Here is a 23,037-nt window from a genome sequence, read left to right as displayed (position 1 = left end):
GGGAAATGAATGAATTTTCGCAACAAATCGAATTTTTGCAGGAGCACTCCACTTATGCGCGCCGTTGGCTGAGCGCGCACCCTGAATGGATCGAGTGGTTACGGGTCTGTGGACGGCAAGAAATTGATATACAGGGTATTGAGGATTTGCTGTCTGCCTGCAAAGTATCCTCAGATAGGCAAGCTCAGGATGAGGCCGAGTTCATGGCCAATTTACGGCTAGCTCGGCAGCGTTTAATGCTATGGGTAGCGTTTCGTGATCTCAATGGCATGGCTAGCCTAGAAGAGGTCACCCATAGCCTTAGCCATTTTGCTGAAATAGCAGTTTCTGATTCGATTGCTTTTATACGCATTGATTTGCAAGCTCGTTTTGGGCTGCCTTGGAGCAAAACTACCGATTCTGAAATGCCCTTAATGGTGGTGGGTATGGGGAAATTGGGTGGCCTCGAGCTCAACCTTTCCTCAGATATTGATTTAATTTTTCTTTATGAATACGAAGGTGAGACAGTAGGGGCAGAGAAAAGTCTTTCGAACCACGAGTGGTTCACCCTTATGGGAAAGCGTTTAATCAAGCTTCTTTCGGAGCATGATGCTAATGGTTTTGTGTTTCGGGTAGATATGCGTTTGCGTCCAAATGGCGATTCTGGTCCACTGGTTTGTAGCTTGGACATGCTTGAAGAATATCTACTGGTTCAGGGTCGCGAATGGGAGCGCTATGCCTGGATCAAGGGGCGCTTAATTGCACCTATGCCAAGCTCCGCCTCTTATGCGCATTGTGAAAAAGAACTTGAGCAACTGATTCGTCCTTTTGTATATCGTCGGCATCTTGATTACGGGGTGATGGCTTCGATACGTGACTTGCATGCGCAGATTCAGTTGGAGGCGGAGAAGCGATCATCGGGTCGACATGGCCGCTCCCGTGATATTAAATTAGGCCGCGGCGGTATTCGTGAAATTGAGTTTTTGGCGCAAATGTTTCAGTTAATGCGCGGGGGTACTGATCCTCGTTTTAGGATGCGCCCAACCTTAGGAGTGCTGAGCCTTATTCAACGGTGTGGCAGCTTGCCAGCGCAAGAGGTAAAAGATCTGGAGTCGGCTTATCTATTTCTTCGGCGCCTCGAGCATCGTATTCAGGTTTGGGATGACCAGCAAACCCATTACCTTCCAGAGGACGAGTCTGCACGTCATCGCCTAGCGATATCGATGCTCGAGTCTACTGATGCAAAGGAGGCTGATTTGTTGGCAGAGCTTGATCGTCATCAAAATAAGGTCGCACATCTTTTTGAAAAAGCCTTCTTACTAGATGATGCTACTCGCCTAGATCTTGCTCCTGTTGCACTTGATTGGGAGCCTAATGCTAACTTCTTTCCTCAGGCTTTCCAGAGATGGCACGGTTGGCTTGATAGTCCAAAGCAAAGACAGTTGCCTGAAAAAAGTCGTCTTATTTTTAATAAGCTCATGCGTAAGGCGACCGAGAGTTTGCAGGGCAATGGCAGTCCACCGAGCGATGCTGACACGACGCTCTTACGTTTTTTTGATTTACTCGAAGCCATTGCCCGGCGCAGCGCTTATTTATCTATCTTGGCTGAATATCCTAGGGCACTCTCGAATGTCTTGGCATTGCTAAAGTCCTCTCAGTGGGGTGCGCAGTATTTAACTCGACATCCCCATTTGCTGGACTACTTGTTAAATTCAGGAACAGAAAAAGCCTTAATTGACAATCCCCAAGAGTATTTGCGTGATGTCAAAGCCCATTTAAATATGCGTCTTGATGATGTGATGGCCAATGGAGATGGATCAGAGCAGGCCATGGATATCTTGCGGGTCACGCATCACACAGAAACTTTTATCACCTTGCTGGCTGACTTAGGAATTGGAGTAGAACAAGCATTATCAGTTGAAAAGGTCAGTGACCATCTTTCCGCATTGGCTGATTTAATTTTGCAGACTACTTTTGAGCGTGTGTGGCCAAGCGTGGCGTCAAAGTTTGATTTACCAGATCATTTCATTCCTCCTTTTGCCATTATTTCCTATGGAAAATTGGGCGGCAAGGAGTTGGGATACGCCTCAGATTTAGATTTAGTATTTTTATTTGAGGCTGATGAAGCCGACTATGCTGCTGGTGAGATCTATGGGCTCCTTGCGAAGCGCATGATTAATTGGCTTACTACTTTTACTGCTGCGGGCGGCTTATTTGAAATTGATACACGCCTTCGGCCCAATGGTTCAGCAGGTTTTTTAGTGACCAATGCCGAGGCTTTTAGAAAGTATCAAATGCGTGAAGGCGATAACGCTGCCTGGGTATGGGAACATCAAGCGCTTACAAGAGCGCGTTGCTCTGCAGGCAATGCAAACGTAGGCCTAGTATTTGATGGTGTACGTGCCGAAGTCTTAAGTCAGCAACGTAATGTTGACAATTTGCGTAATGAAATACTGGAGATGCGCCACAAGGTTCATGCAGGCCATCCCAATCCAAGTAATGAGTTTGACTTAAAGCACGATGCAGGTGGCATGGTGGATATTGAATTTATAGTGCAATTTCTAGTTCTAGCTTATGCCCATCAACATCCTCAGTTAATAGGTAACCTAGGAAATATTGCTTTACTGAGGATCACAGGAGAATTAAAACTGATTGATCAAGCTAGCGCTCAATCAGTCGGTGATGCCTATCGTTTGCTGCGATCTAAACAGCATCGTTTGCGTTTAGACGGCGCAGAAAAAACCCGCGTTCTTCTCGAAGGAAATCCTGAAATGATTCTTGCTAGGGATGCTGTCCTGGCACTATGGCAGGAGATATTTTTACCAAAATCGAATGGGTAATTTGTTTAACCCAATAACTCACGTGCATGACGGCGCGTGGTGTCGGTGATGGTGGCACCTCCCAGCATACGAGCAACTTCCTCTACCCGCTCGGTTCTTCCAAGTATTTCAACCTGAGATATGGTTTTATCAGCGTGTTGTGACTTGCTGACTTTGAGGTGATGGTTGCCTTGAGCGGCTACTTGCGGTAAATGGGTGACACACAAAATTTGATGAGATTGCCCGAGTTGGTGCAAGAGTTTGCCTACGGTCTCAGCAACAGCGCCACCAATACCGGCATCTACTTCATCAAAAATTAAGGTGGGAGTAAATGAGGCCTTGCTGGTAATGACGCTAATGGCCAAACTAATGCGAGCTAACTCACCTCCAGAAGCAACTTTAGCTAATGATCTAGGCGTACTGCCAGCATGACCCGCTACTAAAAACTCAATTTGCTCTAAGCCATTCGAACCACCTTCATTTAGTGGTGTCAGTGCAATTACCAGTTGTCCACCAGCCATGGACAAATCTTGCATACCATCGGTCACTAATTTACCTAACTCGGTTGCTGCTTTACTCCGTTTTTGTGAAAGTTGTTTTGCAATCTTTAAATAAGCAGCTTCTTCGGCTTTTACTTTTTCTCGTAGGGCATCGATATTTTGGGATGCCGTTAGAGCCTCTAAGCGTTCAGAAGTTTCTAACAATAACTTTGGTAGCGCATCCTCTTCACTGCGGTATTTGCGAGCAGCGCCATGAAGCGCTTGCATACGGTCTTCTACTTGTGCCAATCTCGCAGGATCTAAATCTACTTTTTGTAAATAGCGGTTGAGCCCATGAATAGCCTCATCGAGTTGAATCTGTGCTGATGCTAGGGCCTCGCTAATCGTACTGAGCGCTGGATCGTGCTCTGCTAAAGAGCTAATGGTGTTAGAGGCTTTAGATAATGTGGAGTCAACTGAATTCTCAGCATCACTTAAGGTTTCGATAGCCTCTTGGCATCCGCCAATGATTTTGGCACCATTCGCTAGTCTGGCATGCTCACTCTGAATACTCATCCACTCACCTTCTATGGGAGAGAGCTCAGTGAGTTCCTCTAACTGCCATTCGAGACGTTCACGTTCACGCTCAATATCTTGCCCAGCATTTTCTGCTTGCTCTAAACGGCGGCGAGAGTCATTGAGGGTTTTAAAGGCTTGGGCTACCTCTATTGCCAGGGGAAGTAGTCCGGCATGACGATCAAGTAGCTCTCGTTGTGCACCACCCTTGAGAAGTAGTTGATGGGCATGTTGGCCATGGATGTCTACCAACTGATCCCCAGCTTCCCGTAATTGGGTCACGGTAGCAATGCTGCCATTAATAAAAGCGCGACTCCGACCATTTGCCTCTACCGTTCTTTTGAGTAAGAGGCTTTGACCATCATCCTCCAATGGAAAGCCTTGATCATCTAACCATTTATTAAAGTGGGAGGTTTGTTCTGGGTCTATTCTGAAGAGAGCAGAAATTTCTGCGCGATTAGCGCCTTCACGAATTTGACTACTGTCCGCCCGCTCACCTAATACCAAGCTCAGCGCATCGAGCAAGATGGATTTACCGGCACCAGTTTCGCCCGTCAGGACTGTAAAACCAGCAGCAAAATCTAGTTCAAGTTGATCGACGATGACAAAGTCACGAAGAGAGATAGTTTGAAGCATGTATTAGCGTAGCAAAAAATACGACATCAAAATGTCGATGGGTATTCATTCCAGTGAAGCTTCTCGCGCAAAGTCTTGTAGTCGCTATGACCGCAGGGATGAAGGAATGTAATAGTTTTACTAGATTGGCGTACTTCAATTTTGTCGCCACTTTGTAATTCAGTTTGGGATTGCATATCAAAATTCACAATCACCTCACGACCATCAACTACTTCAATAATGGTTTCGGAATCTGCTGGTAAGACAATTGGGCGATTAGAAAGAGAGTGTGGTGCAATCGGTGCAAGTAAGATTCCAGCAACACGCGGATGAAGAATGGGTCCGCCAGCGGAGAGTGCATATGCGGTTGAGCCAGTCGGTGTTGACACAATCAAGCCATCAGAGCGTTGGTTGTACATGAAGGAGCCATTGACGTTCACAGCTAGCTCCACCATTCCTGAAATACCAGAGCGATTTACTACTACATCATTGAGGGCGAGGGCACGATTCAATTCTTTACCATTGCGCAAAACGACCGCATCTAACAATGTCCTGGTATCTGCCTCGTATTCACCGGCAATAATTTTGGGAAGAATGGATTGCACTGATTGAATGGGGATGTCGGTCATATAACCCAGGCGCCCCATATTGATTCCTACCAGTGGGACGTTCATACCAGCCAATTGACGGCCAATTCCTAACATTGTCCCGTCACCACCCAAAACCACTACTAAATCAATTACTCCGGCAAAATCATCCGCCACCTTGGTTGGGAAGTCTTTCAGCTGGAGATGATCTGCGGTCGCAGCTTCAATAAAGACCTCACAGCCTAGATCAGAAACCAGCTTTGCCAGGTCTTTAAGGCGTTCCTCAATCCCATCTGCCTGAAATTTGCCGACAAGCGCAACTCGGCTAAATGCCTTGTTGGTGGAATTTGGGGAAGGGCTTAACATATAACGATTAAACCATAGGCATAAAATCCCTTCCACCATGGATGAACGTTCCCGCGCCTTACTAAAAACCCTCATCGAGCGCTATATCGAGGAGGGTCAGCCTATTGGCTCACGCACCCTCTCGAGATTCTCCGGTCTGGACCTCTCTGCGGCCACCATTCGTAATGTCATGGCTGATCTGGAGGAGATGGGCTTAGTAACCAGCCCGCACACTTCAGCTGGCCGTATTCCAACGCCAAGAGGCTATCGTTTATTTGTAGATACGATGGTGACGATTCGTCCCTTAGAAGAAATAGCAGCTCGTGAAGTGGAAAAAGGACTTTTGCCAGATTCACCGCAAAAGGTTTTAATCTCCGCTGCCCAAATGCTCTCAAATCTGACCCATTTTGCTGGGGTTGTGATGACCCCCAAACGTGCTCAGGTTTTTAAGCACATTGAGTTTTTGCGACTAGGGGAAGGCAAGATCTTGTTAATTATGGTCACGCCTGAGGGTGATGTGCAAAATCGTATCTTGCCCACTACCCAAGATTACAGCCCAAGTCAGCTGATTGAAGCAGGCAACTACATTAATGCACAGTTCGCAGGAAAAAGTTTTGATCAAGTACGCTTACTTCTTAAAAATGATTTGGATAATTTGCGTACAGATATTTCTGGTTTGATGGCTTTAGCATTGCAAAGCGGCGTACCTGAATACAATTTAAGTGGTGGTGAAGTCGTTCTTTCGGGTGAGCGCCGCTTGCTTAATGTGGGTGACCTTAGCTCTAACTTAGATAAGCTTCGTAAGATGTTTGACATGTTGGAGCAAAAATCTGTTCTCATGCAATTACTAGATGTATCAAGTCATGCGGATGGAATTCAAATCTTTATTGGTGGTGAGAGTGATCTCTTACCTTATGAGGATTTAGCAGTCATTAGCGCACCTTATAGTGTCGACGGTCAAATTGTCGGAACTCTCGGTGTCATTGGCCCGACCCGCATGGCTTACGACAGAGTAATTCCGATTGTGGATATCACCTCTAAACTATTATCTGGCGCACTAAGCTCTTAAGAAAAATTTATACCCTAATTACTAGAGACACATTACATTGAATCAAAATCCCCACTTAAGAGCCTCCAAGACTGCAGTGCTGTTACTCAATCTGGGTACACCATCTGCGCCAACTCCTAAAGCCGTAAGAGCGTATCTCAATGAATTTTTATCTGATCCTCGCATCGTAGAGATTCCGCGGTTTATTTGGTGGTTCATTTTGCACGGCATTATTTTGCCGATTCGCAGCAGTACATCTGCTAAAAAATACGCCTCCATTTGGTTGCCAAAATTAGGCTCCCCTTTAATGCATTACTCGCGTTTACAGGCCAAAGAGTTGGGTGAAAAATTTGCCAATCAAGGGCATACAGTCTTAGTAGACTTGGCTATGCGTTATGGCAAGCCCTCAACGCAAGAAGCCTTGGATAGCCTTAAGGAGCAAGGGATGGAGCGCTTACTACTGCTGCCCTTATATCCCCAATATTCCGCTACTACTACTGCCTCAAGTTTTGATGAAGTTTTTCGGGTGTTAAGCACCTGGCGCGATCAGCCCGAGTTACGTTTAGTGAAGCACTACCAAGACAACCCAGCTTACATTGAGGCTTTGCGTGATCAAGTGCTTCATAGTTGGGATAAAGATGGACGCCCTAATTTTGCAGTAGGCGATCGTTTCGTAATGTCCTTTCATGGATTGCCAAAGCGCAATTTAATGAAGGGTGATCCTTATCATTGCGAGTGTTTAAAAACAGGACGCTTATTGGGTGAATCGTTGGATTTAGAGCCCAATCAATACGTAGTGACTTTTCAATCACGCTTTGGAAAAGCTGAATGGTTGAAACCCTACACAGCGCCCACTATTGAGAAACTGGCCAAAGAGGGATGTCAGCGCATCGATATTTTTTGTCCTGGCTTTCCAGCAGATTGCTTGGAAACCCTTGAAGAGATTGCCATGGAGGCCCGAGAAACTTTTCTAGATCATGGCGGTCAGGATTATCGGTATATTCCCTGTCTAAATAGCAATCCAAAATGGATCGATGCCTTAAGTGATATTGCCTATCAACATCTCATGGGGTGGTCATTAGGTACAGAGTCTGAGGTGGAGCTTGCTAGGCGTAATGAAAGAGCAGAAATAGCCGAGCAAAGTAAAACTTGAAATTTTATAAAGTAGCCCCACATTGCAGTAGTCACTCTTATTTAAAAGCGAACTAGCATCTATGACACAAGAAAACCAAAACCCGGAACAAGAAAATTCAGCTGAGCAAACGCCGACTGAAGCCACTGAGGCAGCAGCTCCCAATACGCCGGAACAAGAAATTGCAGAGCTCAATCAAAAGTTGGCTGATATGCAAGACAACTTCTTGCGCGCTAAGGCAGAGGGTGAAAATATTCGCCGCCGTGCAGTAGAAGACATTGCTAAGGCGCATAAGTTTGCAATTGAAAGTTTTGCGGAGCACTTAGTCCCCGTGACAGATAGTCTTTATGCCGCACTAAGTACCGATGCAGGTGATGCAAAAGCATTTAAAGAGGGTCTGGAAATTACCCTGAAACAGCTTCTTTCCGCCTTTGAAAAAGGTCGAATGACTGAAATTAATCCAGCGGTAGGGGATAAATTTGACCCACACCATCACCAGGCAATTGCCTCCGTCCCGTCCGAGCAAGATCCCAATACTGTTGTTTCTGTCTTGCAACGAGGTTATACGGTCGCCGATAGAGTGTTGAGACCTGCCTTGGTAACGGTCAGCGCAGCAAAATAAGGTCCTTTTAGGGGATAAATTCCTTAAAAAGAGTAAAAAAAGCATAAAAAAGGCATAAATCTACCTTTTTTGCTATTCCTACCCTTGAATTCTGCTTTTTACACCCCATTTATTGGGTATCGATTTATTCATAGCCGTACAGAAGAATTTAAATAAAACAACGCAGTACTTAATTTTTTGGAGTCATTATGGGAAAGATTATCGGAATTGACTTAGGAACCACTAACTCGTGCGTTTCAGTCGTTGAAAACAATGCACCTAAGGTTGTCGAGAATGCCGAAGGCGCTCGCACAACACCTTCCATCATTGCTTATGTTGAAGATGGAGAGGTATTGGTTGGCGCTCCCGCAAAACGTCAGTCAGTCACCAATCCTAGAAACACCATCTACGCCGTAAAGCGTTTGATGGGTCGTAAATTTACTGATGCCGAAGTTCAAAAAGACATCGGACTTATGCCTTACAAAATTATTCAAGCAGACAATGGCGATGCTTGGGTTGAAGCGCGTGATCAGAAAATGGCGCCACAACAAGTGTCCGCTGAAATTTTGCGCAAGATGAAAAAGACTGCAGAAGATTATCTTGGTGAAGAAGTAACCGAGGCAGTGATCACTGTTCCTGCTTACTTCAATGACAGTCAGCGTCAAGCCACTAAAGATGCTGGTCGTATTGCTGGCTTAGATGTCAAGCGGATCATTAACGAGCCAACCGCAGCTGCTTTGGCCTTTGGTCTTGATAAACAAGACAAGGTTGATCGCAAGATTGCTGTGTATGACTTGGGTGGCGGTACGTTTGACGTATCCATCATTGAGATTGCTAACGTCGATGGTGAAAAGCAATTTGAAGTGCTCTCTACTAATGGTGACACATTCTTGGGCGGCGAAGACTTTGACCAACGCATCATTGATTGGATCATTGCCGAGTTCAAGAAAGAGCAAGGCGTTGATCTGAGTAAAGATGTATTGGCATTACAGCGCTTGAAAGATGCTGCCGAAAAAGCCAAGATTGAGTTGTCATCTGCCCAGCAAACTGAAATCAATTTGCCTTATGTGACAGCTGATGCTAGCGGTCCTAAGCATTTGAACTTGAAATTGACCCGCGCTAAGTTAGAGTCATTGGTAGAAGAGTTGATTAACCGTACTGCTGGTCCTTGCTTAACAGCAATCAAGGATGCTGGCGTAAACGTAGCCGATATTGATGATGTGATTTTGGTTGGTGGTCAAACCCGTATGCCTGCTGTTCAGGACAAGGTTAAAGAAATCTTTGGTAAAGAGCCGCGTAAAGACGTTAACCCAGATGAAGCAGTCGCTGTTGGCGCTGCGATTCAAGGTTCCGTGTTGTCTGGCGACCGTAAAGACGTATTGCTCTTGGACGTTACTCCATTGTCATTAGGCATCGAAACACTTGGTGGCGTGATGACCAAGATGATTCCAAAGAACACCACGATTCCTACTAAGCATTCACAGGTTTACTCTACAGCCGAAGATAATCAGCCTGCGGTAACCATCAAGTGCTTCCAGGGCGAACGTGAGATGGCTGTTGCAAACAAACTGTTAGGTGAATTTAACCTCGAAGGTATTGCACCAGCACAACGCGGTATGCCACAAATTGAAGTGACCTTTGATATCGATGCCAACGGTATTTTGCATGTCACTGCAAAAGACAAAACCACAGGTAAAGAAAACAAGATCACCATTAAGGCGAACTCTGGTTTAACTGAAGAAGAAATTCAACGCATGGTAAAAGATGCTGAAGCTAATGCTGCTGAAGATAAGAAAGCCTTAGAGTTGGTAACAGCGCGTAATACTGCTGATGCTTTGGCTCACTCAACCAAGAAAGCTTTAGAAGAGCATGGTACAAGCTTAGAAGCTGCTGAAAAAGAAGCGATTGAAGTAGCCCTGAAAGAGTTGGACGAAGCCATCAAAGGAAGCGATAAAGCGATCATTGAAGCCAAGACCGAAGCTTTGGGTAAAGCAAGTCAGAAGCTTGGCGAAAAAGTCATGGCTGCTGAGCAAGCTAAAGCTGGTGGTGGTGCTCCGGGCGCAGCTCCTGGTGCTGCACCTGGCGCAGCCCCTGATGCTGATGTCGTTGATGCTGACTTTAAAGAGGTTGATGAGAAGAAGTAATTCTTAAATCAAATATTTCACTAAGGTATTTTTGAAGTACTTAAATAACAAGTCGGCCTCGTGCCGACTTGTGTCATTCAGGTTGTTGAGAGGAATTGGCTGTGCCGAAAAGTAAACGCGATTATTACGAAGTGCTTGGTGTGGCAAAAGGTGCCAGCGATGAAGATCTAAAAAAGGCTTATCGCAAAATGGCGATGAAGCACCACCCTGATCGCAACCCCGATAGCAAAACCTCAGAAGGCCAATTTAAAGAAGTTAAAGAAGCCTACGAAACTCTGACCGATCCCAATAAGCGTGCTGCTTATGATCAGTATGGACATGCTGGAGTAGATCCCTCTATGGGTGGCTTTGGTGGTGGCGGCTTTGGCGGTGGTGGCGGTTTTGCTGATGCCTTTGGTGATATTTTCGGTGATATTTTCGGTCAAGGCGGTGGCCGTCATGCTGGCCCGCAAGTCTATAAGGGTGCAGATCTGCGCTACAACATGGATATCACCTTAGAGCAAGCTGCTGAGGGGTACACCACCCAAATTCGTGTGCCTAGTTGGAGTAATTGCAAGCCCTGTCATGGCACAGGTGCGGAGCCAGGCACTAAAGCAGAAAAATGCACGACTTGTGATGGACATGGTCAAGTTCGGGTGCAGCAAGGTTTCTTCTCTATGCAGCAAACTTGTCCTAAGTGCCGTGGCACTGGCGAGTACATTCCGAAACCTTGCAAAACATGCCATGGCAGCGGTAAACATAAAGAACAAAAAACGCTTGAGATCAAAATACCTGCAGGTATTGATGATGGTATGCGCGTGCGTTCAGTGGGTAATGGTGAACCTGGCATCAACGGGGGACCATCCGGTGATCTTTATGTCGAAGTCCGCGTGAAACCACATAATGTATTTGAGCGCGATGGCAGCGATTTGCATGTACAAATGCCAATCTCTTTTGCAACTGCTACGATTGGCGGTGACATTGAGGTACCTACTTTGTCGGGTCGAGTAGAGTTTCCGATTCCCGAAGGAACGCAGACAGGGAAGACATTCCGTTTGCGCCATAAAGGAATCAAAGGATTGCGCTCCTCTTTAGTGGGCGATCTTTTTGTTCACGTCTTGGTAGAAACTCCTATCAAACTGACAGATGAGCAGAGAAAATTACTGCAAAAATTTGATGACAGCCTTAAATCTGGAGGCGATAAACATAGCCCTCAACAAAAGGGCTGGTTTGATGGTGTGAAGAGCTTCTTTAGTTAAGGGCTGTTAACCAGCAAAGGCGTACTCGGGTCCGGGGAATTTACCGGACTTTACCTCTCTGATGTAGGCTTTAATAGCAGCCTCGATAGAGTGGTGACCATCCATAAAGTTCTTCACGAATTTCGGGGGTTTACCTGGGCTAATGCCCAACATATCTTGGAGCACCAATACCTGTCCAGAACAATCTGGGCCAGCTCCAATCCCAATCGTTGGAATATGAAGTTCTGCTGTAATTCTTTCGCCTAGCGTTGAAGGAATAGCTTCTAGAACAACCATTTGAGCACCAGCATGTTGGCAAGCAAGCGCTTGCTCGAGCATGATGCTTGCGGAATCCTTTGATTTACCTTGTACTTTATAGCCACCCAAAAGATGGACTGATTGCGGGAGCAAGCCAAGATGAGCACAAACAGGTACAGCACGCTCAACTAGGTATCGAATGACTTCTACTTGCCAATCTCCGCCGCCTTCAATTTTGACCATATCCGCACCCACGCGCATCACAGCAGCAGCAGATTCCAATGCTTGTGCAGGATTGCCATAGCTGGCAAATGGCAAGTCCGTAATCAGAAATGCATGGGTGTTGGCGCGAGCTACACATTCTGTGTGATAGACCATTTGTTCAACAGTCACTGGTGTAGTACAAGAGTGGCCTTGAATAACATTACCCATGGAGTCACCAATCAATATCACTTCAACACCGCAGCGATTGAGTAGCGCAGACATAGTGGAGTCATACGCTGTGAGCATAGTGATCTTCTCCCTCTCGGCATGCATCGAGAGGAGCTTAGTAATCGATATTGGCTTTTCGCCTTGTAAATAACCCATGGCGTGAGTTTAATGAATTAATGCGTCGATGGGCTATAAACTGCTTTTTCCCCACAATTGCAGTTGCCGCAGGAGAGTTTTTCTATACGTTGGTGCGCTACCTTAGGTAAATAGGCCTTTAGCTCACCAAAATCAGGAAGGAAAAAATTAGGAGCGATTTCTAAAAGGGGTAATAGTACAAATGAGCGCTCGGTAATCTTGGGATGGGGCAGCATGAGCTCAGTTTCATTTTGAAATATCCCCTCAAAAGACAGAATATCAATATCTAGAGTGCGCGGTGCATTGGTATAGGGGCGTTCACGACCAAACTCCTGCTCGACTGCTTGGCATACATGCAAAAGACCGTATGGTGTGAGTTGAGTATCAATTTCGATCACGGAATTGATGTAGTCGCCACCGGCGGCTTCAACGGGTGCACTTTGATAAAAACAGCTTTTAGCAATAATTTGCAATTCACAACGTTGCGCGAGGCAGACGATCGCATCAGTGATGAGCTGACGTGAGTCGCCAATGTTGCCGCCAAATCCGATATATGCCCGTGCCATAAGATTCCAAACCTGTGATGAAACTACTTTACTGAAATTTTGGAAAACGTGCTTAGCTTAGCTCGCCCGCAGTTGGGGTTTCTGGTGTGGCGGATTTCGGTTTACGACGACGACGCCTCTTTGCGGGAGAGGCGTTATTGCCAACAGCATTCTTGACATTGGCCATTAAGGCCTCTTGTTCAGTAGGGTCGGCAGCGATAAAGTCCGTCCACCACTGTCCTGGTGCAGGCTCTTTTTCCCCGGTGGCACAGCGCAGAAGCAGAAAGTCATAACCCGCTCTAAAGCGGGGAGATTCAATCAGGCGATAGGGGTAGCGGCCTACCCGTTTTTCAAAACGGGGCTGCATAGACCAAATTTCACGCATATCACTTTCAAAGCGACGTTGGATAGTCATACCGCTACTTTGGGTGGCAATAGTGTCATCCATAGCATCTTGCAAGGCAGGAATATTTGACATCCCCTTGGCTAAATTGGCGTTCCAGTTTTTTAGAAGATCAGGCCAAAGTAGTGTGGCAAATAAAAATCCTGCTGAGACACTTTTGCCCGCTTGGATACGTTGATCCGTATTTGCCAGCGCTAATTTTACAAATTGATTGGCATCTTTAGAATCTTCACCACTATCGAGAATGTGGTCAAGCAAGGGTAAGACACCATGATGCAATCCTGCATCGCGTAAACCTTGAATTGCCGCCCAAGAATAACCTGACATCAATAACTTGAGGATCTCATCAAATAGACGTGCCGCCGGAACATCTTGCAATAAGGTGCTTAATTTTGCAATCGGCGCTCGCGTAGCAGTTTCCAAAGTAAATCCTGTTTTTGCAGCAAAACGTATTGCTCTGAGCATGCGAATAGGATCTTCGCGATAGCGCTTTGCAGGATCACCAATCATGCGTAAGGTCTTCTTCTGAATATCGGCCATGCCACCGTGATAGTCGAGTACGGTTTCAGAAGAGGGGTCATAGTACATCGCGTTGATACTGAAATCACGGCGTGCAGCATCTTCTCCCTGTGATCCCCAAACGTTGTCACGCAGAATGCGACCGCTTTCTGCGACATGGTCTCCCGCGTTATCTAGCAAGGCTCTAAAGGTCGAAACCTCAATAATTTCAGGGTGACCTTTGCCAAAAAAGGTCACGTGAACAATCTGAAAGCGACGTCCAATTAAACGGGCCTTGCGAAATAGTTTTTGAACTTGATCGGGGGTGGCATTAGTTGCTACGTCAAAATCTTTTGGACCAATTCCTAAAACCAAATCACGTACTGCACCACCCACAATAAATGCTTCATATCCACCCTGTTGCAAGGTATCGGTAACTTTTACGGCATTCTTAGAGAGTAGGTGAGGATCAATTCGATGTGATTTTTTGGGTATGCGTTTAGGCGCACCCGTCTTATTTGCTTGCGTATGCTTGATCATCGGATCACGACGCAAGATACGTTTAATAAATTTAGTGATCATGCGAATAACTCAAGAATGGGCCAATTGCGTTTCTGAGCTTCTTTGCGCAAACGATCATCGGGGTTGGTAGCAATTGGATGACTGACTTTTTCTAATAAGGGAAGATCATTCATCGAATCTGAATAGAAATAACTACGAGGTAAAGTATCTAGTGCAAGTTTTCTTTCAGCTAGCCAGTCATACAAATTCGTAATTTTTCCCTCACGAAAATTGGGGATACCTTGCACCTCTCCAGTGAAGCTGGCTAGCGGGTGATTTGTAGTGGTAGCAGGCTCAGTGGCAATCAGATGTTCAATTCCAAAACTTTCCACAATGGGGCGCGTGACAAAACTATTGGTGGCAGTAATGACACAACATAAGTCTCCGGCATCTTGATGACGCTTCACTAAATCAATCGCTTGCTGACGTAATTGCCCATTGATGACTTCTTTCATAAAGGCATCGTGCCATTCCTTTAGTTGCTCGCGTGAATGTTCTGATAATGGCTTTAAAGCGAAGCGTAGGAATTCTTGAATATTGAGTTTGCCGTCTTTGTAGTCCTGATAGAAGCGCTCATTTTGTTTTTCGTAATACTCTCTATCCACCACACCAATGCGCGCTAGGAATTGACCCCATTCGTAATCGCTATCGCAGGGTAAAAGAGTGTGGTCTAAATCAAATAAGGCTAATTGGGTCACGAATGAAATCTTTAGTAAATTATTTTGGCTGCAAGAGCTCGCGCACTAGGGGCAAGGTTACAGCACGTTTTGTTTCAAGTGAATAAGCATCCAAAGCAGCTATCAGAGCCATCAAATTCGGCATATCACGATAGAAGCGACTTAGTAGCCAAGGTAAAACATCAGGCGATAGTACTAGACCACGCGCCTGTGCAGCTTGTTCCAATGCTTGTATTTTCGCATCATCATCCAAAAGATCTGTCTGAAATACCAAACCCCAGGCCAGACGGGTACGCAAGTCCTCTCTGAGCTCTAGGGCTGCAGGTGCAGCTTTACCTGCCATGAAAATATGGATAGCCTTACCTGCCTGCACTGCGTTGAGGATACGAAAGAGTGCCCCGACCAAGCGATCATCGAGGACATCGACATCGTCTACCGTAATCACCGATGGCGTATCGCTGGATACTAAGGAAGTTAATTTTTCTTCTAACCGCACCCAAGATGTAGGCTCTTGAGGCCGTAAAGAAAAATGTGCAATGCCAGCCTGGGCAGCAGCATTTCCTACCGCTTCTAATAAGTGCGACCTTCCAGATCCTTCTGGGCCCCACCAATAAATCCAGCGTTGATTTAGAGGGTTACTAAGGGTCTTACTAGGTTGCAGTTGCCAGGACTTGCTCAAATCCTGAAGGGTAGAGATCAATGCCAGATCTTTTCCGGGTAAGTAATTTTCTAGACTTGCTTTGGGAGTATGACTGAGGTCTAGAGCAAATTGTTTTGGCAGTGAGGTCTTATTCATTACTGCGCAAATCTACTTTTGATACCAAGAGCTTTGTATATAAAGAGACCAGGCATATTGAACCAAAACCATACTAACGGCGCTGATTGGCAGTGCTAGCAATACCCCAAAGAATCCAAATAACTTACCGAAAAATAGCAAAGCAAATAGCACACCAACGGGATGTAAGCCAATGCGCTCACCTACCAAACGGGGGGTTAAGAAGAAGCCCTCTAAAAATTGTCCCGCACCAAAAACAGCGGCAACACCAATGATTTCAGGGCTTGGCCCAAATTGAAGCAGTGCTGATAATAGCCCAAGGGTTACTCCAAGTGTGATCCCCACATAGGGAATGGCAACCATTAATGCAGTAAAGACTCCAACCGCAACACCACCTTTAATTCCAACGAAACTTAGTCCTACACTATAAAAAATAGCCATGATTGATATGACGATCAACATGCCGCGTAAGTATTGGGATAGCAGTTCGTTAGTTTGGACTGTGAGGCGATAAACGGTTGCTTGTGCACGCGGCGGAATGATTTTTTTAATGAGATTGAAAAATTGGTTCCAATCAATAAGTAAATAAAACATCACAAACAGAATTAGGACTGCGTTTACAAAACCGGCAATCACAGAGCTACCTGAGACCAGAACTGTCTCAATAGTTGTGTTCATGAGAGCATCAGCGTTATCGCTAATGTGCTCCGTCACTTTTTTAGTGGCATTTGCCTTCAGATGAGCCCAATCAATATTCATGTGCCATTCTTCGAGTTTTGGGCTTAGCCAAGACTGCGTATTGGCAATCCATTCTGGAAGTTGCGTTTTGATCAGCGGAATTTCATCTTTTAGTAAATTGACAAAAAGGCTCAAAATAGAAAAAAGGAGTCCGAGACCAATCAACATGGTCAGCAGGGCGGCTAAAGCACGGGGCACACGATGTCTCTCAAACCACAGGCAAACTGGGCGTAAGGCATACGCCAGAATGAATGCTGCGAGAAAAGGGGTAAAAATTTCAGCCATTGCTTGTAATCCTCTAGAATTCAATGATTCTACTGACCCAGTAGCATCTTTTACTAATATTCCGACTCAAATATGACTTCTTCTAGCAATTCTCCATCAAAAGGCCTTTCCTACCGTGACGCTGGTGTCGATATCGACGCTGGGGATGACTTGGTAGATCGCATTAAGCCATTGGCTAAGAAAACCATGCGGGAAGGTGTTTTAGCCGGTATTGGTGGCTTTGGAGCACTTTTTGAGGTTCCTAAGCGCTATCAGGAGCCGGTATTGGTGGCTGGAACTGACGGGGTAGGTACGAAACTTCGCCTGGCGTTTGAATGGAATCGTCATGACACTATCGGCCAAGACTTGGTCGCAATGAGTGTGAATGATATTTTGGTCCAGGGTGCTGAACCGCTCTTTTTCTTGGACTACTTTGCTTGCGGAAAATTAACAGTAGATACTGCAGCCACGGTTGTGGGTGGCATTGCAAAAGGTTGTGAATTAGCAGGTTGTGCATTGATCGGTGGTGAAACTGCTGAAATGCCTGGCATGTACCCCCCTGGGGAATATGACTTGGCGGGTTTTGCAGTGGGTGCGGTTGAGAAATCCAAGATCATTACTGGCGCTCGCATTGTTCCGGGCGATACTGTTTTAGCGATTGGTTCAAGTGGCGCACATTCCAATGGCTACTCTTTAGTACGAAAAATTATTGAACGCGCCGGCGCAAAACCAAGCGATGACTTAGGTGGTCGTCCTCTTGGCGATGTGGTGATGGCGCCAACTGAAATTTATGTGAAGCCACTCTTAAAACTGATTTCAGAAATGGATGTCAAGGGTATGGCGCACATCACTGGTGGTGGTTTGGTAGATAACGTTCCCCGTGTTTTACCGGAAAATGTTCAAGCCATATTGCACCGTGACAGCTGGCAAATGCCGGAACTCTTTCGTTGGTTGCAAATGAAGGGTGGCGTTGCGGATGCAGAGATGTTTCGCGTATTTAACTGCGGCATTGGGATGGTAGTCATTGTGTCGCCTGATCAAGCCGATACCGCAATTCAATCATTGACTACGCAAGGCTTAAAAGCATGGGCAGTGGGTGAAGTAGTGGAGCGCCCAAAGGATGCACCTCAAACCATCGTCGTTTAAAGCAAACTTACTTTAAATTTACCTTGCAGTAATCTAAGGCCGCCCTCAATTCATTTGGATTGAAGGGGTCAAAAGTATTTCTTCCTGCAATTGCACGTAGCCATGTCAGCTGGCGTTTTCCAAGTTGTCGAGTGGCAGCCAAGGCTTTGTAACGCATTTGCGCCCAATCGATTTCCCCATCAAGGTATTCCCAAACTTGGCGATAGCCTACTGAGCGGATAGCAGGTAAGTCAGCATGCAAGGCAGTATTTTTTCGCAAAGCTTCTACTTCTTCAAGTAGCCCTCCCGAGAGCATTTCATCAAACCGTTTTTCGAGATTGAGATGTAAGCGTGCACGATCTCTTGGTTCAAGAGAAACTAAGTTGATCCATGGTGGAATTACAGAGCCTTCTCGACCATCTTCACTGGGCGATTCGGCCAATAAGGCTGACATGGGTTTGCCGGTAATTTCAAATACCTCGAGCGCGCGTTGAACACGTTGTGAATCATTCGGCATCAAGCGTGCGGCAGTGACGGGGTCTACTTGTGAGAGTTGCTGATGCATTGCAGGCCAACCAATCGTTTTCGCTTGTTCTTCCAGTCGAACGCGAATCTCAGGATTTGCTGGAGGAAGGGTAGATAGGCCATGAGCCCACGCTCTCCAATACAACATGGTCCCCCCAACAACTATAGGAATATGCCCTCTACTGCGAATCTCTTCGCAGAGTCGCTTAGCGTCCTTAGCAAAGCGTGCAGCAGAATAGACTTCGGTAGGATCAAGAATATCGATGAGGTGATGCACAACCGCTGCTTGTTCTGCTTTAGTGGGTTTAGCACTGCCTATATCTAAGCCACGATAGACGAGTGCGGAATCCATACTAATGAGCTCAATACAAAGACCAATAGATTTCGCATGCTCGGCCAAAGCCATCGCTAAATGTGTTTTGCCTGCACCAGTGGGGCCAACAATACAAATGGTTGGAAAAGGCTCTGGTGATTGCATAGGCTGAATGTAGGGTTCAGTTTGCATATCTCATTATAAGAGCCTGTTAATATCGCTATCAAACCAATATTTGGAGCTTAAGTTGATTGATACTTTGATGCAGTTAGGCGATTTATTGCTACATATTGATCGTCATTTAGACGTCGTTATTCAGCAATATGGCGCATGGGCATATGGCTTGCTATTTGCCATTGTCTTTGCCGAGACAGGCCTGGTAGTTGCCCCATTTTTGCCAGGAGACTCCCTCTTGTTTATTGCAGGAGCGTATTGCGCCACAGAGCATTTCAATATTTGGACTTTGACTATTGGGCTTTTGATTGCCGCAGTTGCCGGCAACACGGTGAACTATTTCATTGGCCGTTGGATTGGTAAAAAAGTGTTTAGTAGTCAATCGCGTTGGATCGATCAAAACGCTTTGCGTAAAACACATGCCTTTTATGAGAGGCATGGTGGTAAGACCATTATCTTGGCGCGCTTCTTACCCATCTTTCGGACATTTGCGCCATTTATTGCTGGTGTATCTGAAATGAATTTTTCACGCTTTCAGTTTTTCAATATCACCGGCGCATTACTTTGGGTATATGGATTAGTCATTGCCGGTTACTTCTTTGGCAATATTCCGATTATTCGTCAGAACTTGAATGTCATTGTGCTAGTTGGCGTTGGGGCTGCTGCCGTTCCCGTTGCGCTAGCTGCGGTATATAAGATTTTTCAGCGCAAGCAAAAGTAGACCAGTAGCCAAACTGCAGGCTAAAACATTAGTGCAGTTTGGTTTGGCTTTCCAGTGTGGCGATATGCTCACGAATATCGCTAGCATCTTCCGCTCCTGGCGCTTCACTCAGGTAACGATGCATATCAGCCAAGGCGGGACGGAAATATTCCAGTTGTGCAAAGATTAGACCGCGATCGCGAATCTCCTCTGCAGAGTCAGGCAATAGAATGACCAAGCGCTCCTGTATACCTAGCAAGCGTTCCCAGCGCTCATGTTCTGAGTAAATCATTTTGAGATTTCTTAAAAAGCGTGAGAGGATTTCTCGAGGACTAGAAGCGCGCAAGAAAACATTCAATGGCAGGCTGAGATCTCCACGATAGCCTTTGGCATCCAGATAGGGATCCAACATTTCTTGTAGCTGATGCTTAGAGCGAGATTCTCCTGTGAGAGGATCCATGATCACTTCACCTTGTTGCAAAGAGATCCGCATCATAAAGTGATTCGGAAATGACACGCCGCGTATTTTTAAGCCAATTTGATTGCCAAGCTCCATCATTAATATTGCCAATGAAATGGGGATGCCTCTGCGATTTTCTAGGATGTAGTGCAGATAAGAATTTTCTGGATTGTAGAAATCATTTGGGTTTGGACCAAAACCCAGCTCAGTATAAAAAAAATGTTTCAGAATTTGTAAGCGCTGAACGGGTGAAGTATCCGGCGTAATACGGGTTTTGAGTTTGTTACCCATCTCGTCAATTTGATCGAGCACCCCTTGAACATCTAGATCGGGATAAGCGTGCTGAGCAACCGCAATGGCTGCCTCGGTTAAAGGCAGGTGTTCGTCTTCAGCAACTAAGGAGGTGAAATAATCGAGTTGTTGTGTTGGCATAGAAGCTATTTTGCATGACGTAAGAATTTTTGCCAGCGAATTCCGACTAAAGCCAGGGATGCAAAGTAGACAATCGCTGCCAATCCAAGCCACCCGGCTAGAAGTCCAATCCGGATCCAAGGCTCCGCCTGAAGAGCGATCCAATTGTGGGCATAAGCCCCATAAAACAGTACCCCCGCCAGAGGAATCAGCGCCAATAATAATTGCCCCAGGTATTTAGCCCAAGCAGCATCTGGTAAGGCGCCACGTTTACGTAAACCGACCCAAAGTAGTGCAGCATTTAGACAGGCTCCAGCCCCTACTGAAAGTGCTAGACCTGCATGCCCAAGCCAGGGAACAAATACCAGGTTAGCCAATTGGGTGGCAACCAATACAAGTATGCCAATTTTGACGGGTGTCCGAATATCTTGGCGAGAATAAAAACCGGGCGCCAATATTTTTACCAAGATCAAGCCGATGAGTCCAACGCCGTAAGCAGATAGGGCGCGCTGCGTCATCAAAACATCGAGGGCATTAAATTTTCCATAGTGATACAAGACAGCCGCAATGGGCTCGCCAAAAATAAACAATGCAATTGCACAAGGGGCCGCCAATAAGAATGTCAGTTGCAAGCCCCAGATCAAAAGTTCGCCAGCATGAACCAAGTCATTTTTAGCATTGGCCTTACTTAAGCTTGGTAGGAGCACGGTACCCAAAGCTACCCCAAGCAAAGCCGTTGGAAATTCCATCAAGCGATCGGCATAGGAAAGCCAAGAAACACTGCCAGCTTGCAAGCGTGAGGCAATGTTGGTATTAATAATTAAAGAAATTTGCGCAACTGACACAGCAAACACGGCAGGCCCCATCAGTTTTAAAACACGCCTTGCATCAGGATTACGAATTGCTGCTTTGATTGCGCCAGGCATTAAGCCAACGCGCGGCAGAAGACCCAAGCGAGACAATGCCGGAATTTGAATAGCTAACTGAAGTACACCACCTATCAGCACGCCAATGCTCAAGGCATAAATGGGTTGCTCAAGATGTGGCGCTAAAAAGATGGCGCTTCCAATTAGGGCAAGATTGAGCAATACAGGGGTAAAGGCTGGAATTGCAAAACGCCCAAAGGTGTTCAAAATACCGGCCGATAGCGAGACCATGGATATCAGTCCGATATAAGGGAACATGATGCGGGTCATTACGACACTAGCCTCAAAAGCCGGCCCACCACTGAAGCCTGTAGCAATTACCAGAATGAGCACTGGGGCGCCAATAACGCCTATCAATACGGTGAGCAGTAATACCCAAAATAAGAGCGTGGCGACCGCATTAACTAGGATTTGAGCCTGTTTCTGATCTCCGCTACTGGAAATCTCCCCCAAAATAGGTACAAAAGCCTGGGAAAAGGCCCCTTCGGCAAATAATCGGCGTAAGAGATTGGGTAGCCTAAAAGCCACATTAAAGGCGTCAGTCCACTCGGAGGCCCCGAAACTACGGGCAATCAGAGTCTCTCGGAGGAGGCCCGTAATGCGGGAAAGCATGGTCAAGGAGCTAACCTTGAATGCGGCAGAAAGCAGATTCATGAGCCGATTTTCCCCTATTTATCAAGCAACTGGGCTTTTTTGCCCCTTTAATGTAAAATCTTGGGTTTTGGTGGGCTGGCTTACAAATCCGGCGCATCCGACAAGATTTTCAACTAATCGTATTTAGCAATTTATAGAGGCAAGGTTTAAAGATGGCCAATACCGCACAAGCGCGCAAGCGCGCACGCCAGGCAGTAAAACAGAACGAGCATAACTCCAGCTTGCGTTCAAAGCTCCGTACATCCATTAAGGCAGTACGTAAAGCAATCGACACTGGTGATAAAGACGCAGCTGCTAAAGTATTCGCAGCAACTCAAGCAACGATCGACAAGATTGCTGACAAAAAGATTGCTCACAAAAATACTGCTGCTCGTCAGAAGTCACGTTTGTCTGCAGCAATTAAGGCGATGGCAGCGTAATTTAGTAATTGTTGTAGGCTGGTCGAGTGTATTTCGACCTAAGCCCGCTCCTCATCAGAGCGGGTTTTTGTTTTTAGGGCTAGGTTTGGGGTTTGGGTTCAAACTCACATGCCTCTTCGATCGGTAGACTGTTGTCTTTGGCAAAGTTCATTACAAAGTCCAGCGCTCTTGGATCAAGATCACCTAGTCTGGTATCAATAACAACGCATTTCACTTTTGCAATCAGTACAGGTCTAACGTAGGGCGAATAAGTGAAGCGAGGGTCTCCAGAATCTCCTGGTGGGCGAAACGTAGCCATTACCCCGCAAAGACGCTCCGCCCAGTCACTGGGGCGAAAGGGCTTGCCAGAAGTTGTAATACCTTGAATGAACAACTGTTTATAGTTCAAATTGGCTTTTGGAACGTGGAAGAAATAAGTGGTACTAAGCCCTCTAGCTTAACAGCCTGAGTTGGCCGTAAGATGACTTTAGGATCTATTTTTGTGTAGTCGAAAGCTTTGAGA

Annotated in this window: 21 protein-coding genes; 9 read left to right on the top strand and 12 right to left on the bottom strand. The window is 46.1% G+C overall.

Annotation, left to right across the window (positions count from 1 at the left end):
* Positions 1-5: 5 nt before the first annotated feature.
* Positions 6-2,819: a bifunctional [glutamate--ammonia ligase]-adenylyl-L-tyrosine phosphorylase/[glutamate--ammonia-ligase] adenylyltransferase gene (gene glnE / locus ICN38_RS10955; RefSeq protein ID WP_216257132.1), complete on the top strand. Its 2,814-nt coding sequence runs from the start codon at positions 6-8 to the stop codon at positions 2,817-2,819.
* 5 nt (positions 2,820-2,824) lie between these two features.
* On the opposite strand, the gene recN is transcribed toward glnE, so the two are convergent.
* Both recN and ICN38_RS10945 read right to left on the bottom strand, forming a co-directional pair.
* The gene (recN, locus tag ICN38_RS10950) at positions 2,825-4,489 is read right to left on the bottom strand and encodes a DNA repair protein RecN (RefSeq protein WP_216257131.1); all 1,665 of its coding nucleotides are present in this window, start codon (positions 4,487-4,489) and stop codon (positions 2,825-2,827) included.
* 26 nt (positions 4,490-4,515) lie between these two features.
* Entirely contained in the window at positions 4,516-5,421 is a 906-nt protein-coding gene (locus ICN38_RS10945; RefSeq protein WP_216257130.1) for an NAD kinase, read from the bottom strand.
* Between the two features lie 37 nt (positions 5,422-5,458).
* Between ICN38_RS10945 and hrcA the strand changes: the two genes are divergently transcribed.
* The 5 genes from hrcA to dnaJ all read left to right on the top strand — a co-directional run bounded on the left by hrcA (position 5,459) and on the right by dnaJ (position 11,563).
* Positions 5,459-6,469: a heat-inducible transcriptional repressor HrcA gene (gene hrcA, locus ICN38_RS10940; RefSeq protein WP_216257129.1), complete on the top strand. Its 1,011-nt coding sequence runs from the start codon at positions 5,459-5,461 to the stop codon at positions 6,467-6,469.
* Positions 6,470-6,500: 31 nt separating this feature from the next.
* On the top strand, positions 6,501-7,601 hold the full coding sequence (gene hemH / locus ICN38_RS10935; RefSeq protein ID WP_370624405.1) for a ferrochelatase: 1,101 nt from the start codon (positions 6,501-6,503) through the stop codon (positions 7,599-7,601).
* Between the two features lie 61 nt (positions 7,602-7,662).
* Positions 7,663-8,202: a nucleotide exchange factor GrpE gene (gene grpE / locus ICN38_RS10930; protein WP_216257127.1), complete on the top strand. Its 540-nt coding sequence runs from the start codon at positions 7,663-7,665 to the stop codon at positions 8,200-8,202.
* Between the two features lie 188 nt (positions 8,203-8,390).
* Positions 8,391-10,325 carry a molecular chaperone DnaK gene (gene dnaK / locus ICN38_RS10925; RefSeq protein ID WP_216257126.1) on the top strand — a complete coding sequence of 645 codons (1,935 nt, stop codon included), beginning with the start codon at positions 8,391-8,393 and terminating at the stop codon, positions 10,323-10,325.
* A 101-nt stretch (positions 10,326-10,426) separates the two neighbouring features.
* Positions 10,427-11,563 carry a molecular chaperone DnaJ gene (dnaJ, locus tag ICN38_RS10920; protein ID WP_216257125.1) on the top strand — a complete coding sequence of 379 codons (1,137 nt, stop codon included), beginning with the start codon at positions 10,427-10,429 and terminating at the stop codon, positions 11,561-11,563.
* 6 nt (positions 11,564-11,569) lie between these two features.
* Here dnaJ and panB read toward each other — a convergent pair whose 3' ends face one another.
* Genes panB through ICN38_RS10890 form a run of 6 tightly spaced genes read right to left on the bottom strand, consistent with a single transcriptional unit; the run spans position 11,570 to position 16,849 of the window.
* Positions 11,570-12,388: a 3-methyl-2-oxobutanoate hydroxymethyltransferase gene (gene panB / locus ICN38_RS10915; RefSeq protein ID WP_216257124.1), complete on the bottom strand. Its 819-nt coding sequence runs from the start codon at positions 12,386-12,388 to the stop codon at positions 11,570-11,572.
* Between the two features lie 17 nt (positions 12,389-12,405).
* Positions 12,406-12,933, bottom strand: a complete 528-nt coding sequence (gene folK / locus ICN38_RS10910; protein WP_216257123.1) for a 2-amino-4-hydroxy-6-hydroxymethyldihydropteridine diphosphokinase — start codon at positions 12,931-12,933, stop codon at positions 12,406-12,408.
* A 52-nt stretch (positions 12,934-12,985) separates the two neighbouring features.
* The gene (pcnB, locus tag ICN38_RS10905) at positions 12,986-14,395 is read right to left on the bottom strand and encodes a polynucleotide adenylyltransferase PcnB (RefSeq protein ID WP_216257122.1); all 1,410 of its coding nucleotides are present in this window, start codon (positions 14,393-14,395) and stop codon (positions 12,986-12,988) included.
* Positions 14,392-15,072 carry an HAD-IB family hydrolase gene (locus ICN38_RS10900; protein WP_216257121.1) on the bottom strand — a complete coding sequence of 227 codons (681 nt, stop codon included), beginning with the start codon at positions 15,070-15,072 and terminating at the stop codon, positions 14,392-14,394. The genes pcnB and ICN38_RS10900 overlap by 4 nt, the downstream gene beginning before the upstream one ends.
* A 19-nt stretch (positions 15,073-15,091) precedes the next feature.
* On the bottom strand, positions 15,092-15,847 hold the full coding sequence (hda, locus tag ICN38_RS10895) for a DnaA regulatory inactivator Hda (RefSeq protein WP_216257120.1): 756 nt from the start codon (positions 15,845-15,847) through the stop codon (positions 15,092-15,094).
* 12 nt (positions 15,848-15,859) lie between these two features.
* Complete coding sequence (locus tag ICN38_RS10890) at positions 15,860-16,849, bottom strand: AI-2E family transporter (RefSeq protein ID WP_216257119.1); 990 nt, start codon at positions 16,847-16,849, stop codon at positions 15,860-15,862.
* 72 nt (positions 16,850-16,921) lie between these two features.
* Here ICN38_RS10890 and purM point away from each other — a divergent pair, with 72 nt between their 5' ends.
* Positions 16,922-17,974, top strand: coding sequence for a phosphoribosylformylglycinamidine cyclo-ligase (gene purM, locus ICN38_RS10885; protein ID WP_216257118.1), 1,053 nt, complete (start codon positions 16,922-16,924; stop codon positions 17,972-17,974).
* Between the two features lie 7 nt (positions 17,975-17,981).
* Here purM and miaA read toward each other — a convergent pair whose 3' ends face one another.
* A complete protein-coding gene (miaA, locus tag ICN38_RS10880; protein WP_216257117.1) occupies positions 17,982-18,983 on the bottom strand; it encodes a tRNA (adenosine(37)-N6)-dimethylallyltransferase MiaA in 1,002 nt (333 codons plus the stop codon).
* A 70-nt stretch (positions 18,984-19,053) separates the two neighbouring features.
* On the opposite strand from miaA, the gene ICN38_RS10875 reads away from it, so the two are divergent.
* Complete coding sequence (locus tag ICN38_RS10875; protein ID WP_216257198.1) at positions 19,054-19,686, top strand: VTT domain-containing protein; 633 nt, start codon at positions 19,054-19,056, stop codon at positions 19,684-19,686.
* Positions 19,687-19,714: 28 nt separating this feature from the next.
* Here ICN38_RS10875 and ICN38_RS10870 read toward each other — a convergent pair whose 3' ends face one another.
* Positions 19,715-20,557: a SirB1 family protein gene (locus tag ICN38_RS10870; protein WP_216257116.1), complete on the bottom strand. Its 843-nt coding sequence runs from the start codon at positions 20,555-20,557 to the stop codon at positions 19,715-19,717.
* Positions 20,558-20,562: 5 nt separating this feature from the next.
* Entirely contained in the window at positions 20,563-22,116 is a 1,554-nt protein-coding gene (gene murJ / locus ICN38_RS10865; RefSeq protein ID WP_216257115.1) for a murein biosynthesis integral membrane protein MurJ, read from the bottom strand.
* Between the two features lie 152 nt (positions 22,117-22,268).
* Between murJ and rpsT the strand changes: the two genes are divergently transcribed.
* On the top strand, positions 22,269-22,535 hold the full coding sequence (rpsT, locus tag ICN38_RS10860) for a 30S ribosomal protein S20 (RefSeq protein ID WP_216257114.1): 267 nt from the start codon (positions 22,269-22,271) through the stop codon (positions 22,533-22,535).
* 79 nt (positions 22,536-22,614) lie between these two features.
* On the opposite strand, the gene ICN38_RS10855 is transcribed toward rpsT, so the two are convergent.
* Positions 22,615-22,923 carry a DUF3579 domain-containing protein gene (locus ICN38_RS10855; protein ID WP_216257113.1) on the bottom strand — a complete coding sequence of 103 codons (309 nt, stop codon included), beginning with the start codon at positions 22,921-22,923 and terminating at the stop codon, positions 22,615-22,617.
* Between the last annotated feature and the right edge of the window lie 114 nt (positions 22,924-23,037).

Source organism: Polynucleobacter sp. AP-Melu-500A-A1, from assembly GCF_018882125.1.
Taxonomy (GTDB): Bacteria; Pseudomonadota; Gammaproteobacteria; order Burkholderiales; family Burkholderiaceae; genus Polynucleobacter.
Note: the sequence above shows the minus strand (reverse complement) of the source record. Positions and strands in the feature narration are given on the sequence as shown.

What these genes read in the sequence shown, in the direction of transcription:
- glnE (WP_216257132.1), top strand. Translation starts at nt 6, where the DNA reads ATGAATGAATTTTCGCAACAAATCGAATTTTTGCAGGAGCACTCCACT.
- recN (WP_216257131.1), bottom strand. Translation starts at nt 4,489, where the DNA reads ATGCTTCAAACTATCTCTCTTCGTGACTTTGTCATCGTCGATCAACTT.
- ICN38_RS10945 (WP_216257130.1), bottom strand. Translation starts at nt 5,421, where the DNA reads ATGTTAAGCCCTTCCCCAAATTCCACCAACAAGGCATTTAGCCGAGTT.
- hrcA (WP_216257129.1), top strand. Translation starts at nt 5,459, where the DNA reads ATGGATGAACGTTCCCGCGCCTTACTAAAAACCCTCATCGAGCGCTAT.
- grpE (WP_216257127.1), top strand. Translation starts at nt 7,663, where the DNA reads ATGACACAAGAAAACCAAAACCCGGAACAAGAAAATTCAGCTGAGCAA.
- dnaK (WP_216257126.1), top strand. Translation starts at nt 8,391, where the DNA reads ATGGGAAAGATTATCGGAATTGACTTAGGAACCACTAACTCGTGCGTT.
- panB (WP_216257124.1), bottom strand. Translation starts at nt 12,388, where the DNA reads ATGGGTTATTTACAAGGCGAAAAGCCAATATCGATTACTAAGCTCCTC.
- folK (WP_216257123.1), bottom strand. Translation starts at nt 12,933, where the DNA reads ATGGCACGGGCATATATCGGATTTGGCGGCAACATTGGCGACTCACGT.
- pcnB (WP_216257122.1), bottom strand. Translation starts at nt 14,395, where the DNA reads ATGATCACTAAATTTATTAAACGTATCTTGCGTCGTGATCCGATGATC.
- hda (WP_216257120.1), bottom strand. Translation starts at nt 15,847, where the DNA reads ATGAATAAGACCTCACTGCCAAAACAATTTGCTCTAGACCTCAGTCAT.
- ICN38_RS10890 (WP_216257119.1), bottom strand. Translation starts at nt 16,849, where the DNA reads ATGGCTGAAATTTTTACCCCTTTTCTCGCAGCATTCATTCTGGCGTAT.
- purM (WP_216257118.1), top strand. Translation starts at nt 16,922, where the DNA reads ATGACTTCTTCTAGCAATTCTCCATCAAAAGGCCTTTCCTACCGTGAC.
- miaA (WP_216257117.1), bottom strand. Translation starts at nt 18,983, where the DNA reads ATGCAAACTGAACCCTACATTCAGCCTATGCAATCACCAGAGCCTTTT.
- ICN38_RS10875 (WP_216257198.1), top strand. Translation starts at nt 19,054, where the DNA reads ATGCAGTTAGGCGATTTATTGCTACATATTGATCGTCATTTAGACGTC.
- ICN38_RS10870 (WP_216257116.1), bottom strand. Translation starts at nt 20,557, where the DNA reads ATGCCAACACAACAACTCGATTATTTCACCTCCTTAGTTGCTGAAGAC.
- murJ (WP_216257115.1), bottom strand. Translation starts at nt 22,116, where the DNA reads ATGAATCTGCTTTCTGCCGCATTCAAGGTTAGCTCCTTGACCATGCTT.
- rpsT (WP_216257114.1), top strand. Translation starts at nt 22,269, where the DNA reads ATGGCCAATACCGCACAAGCGCGCAAGCGCGCACGCCAGGCAGTAAAA.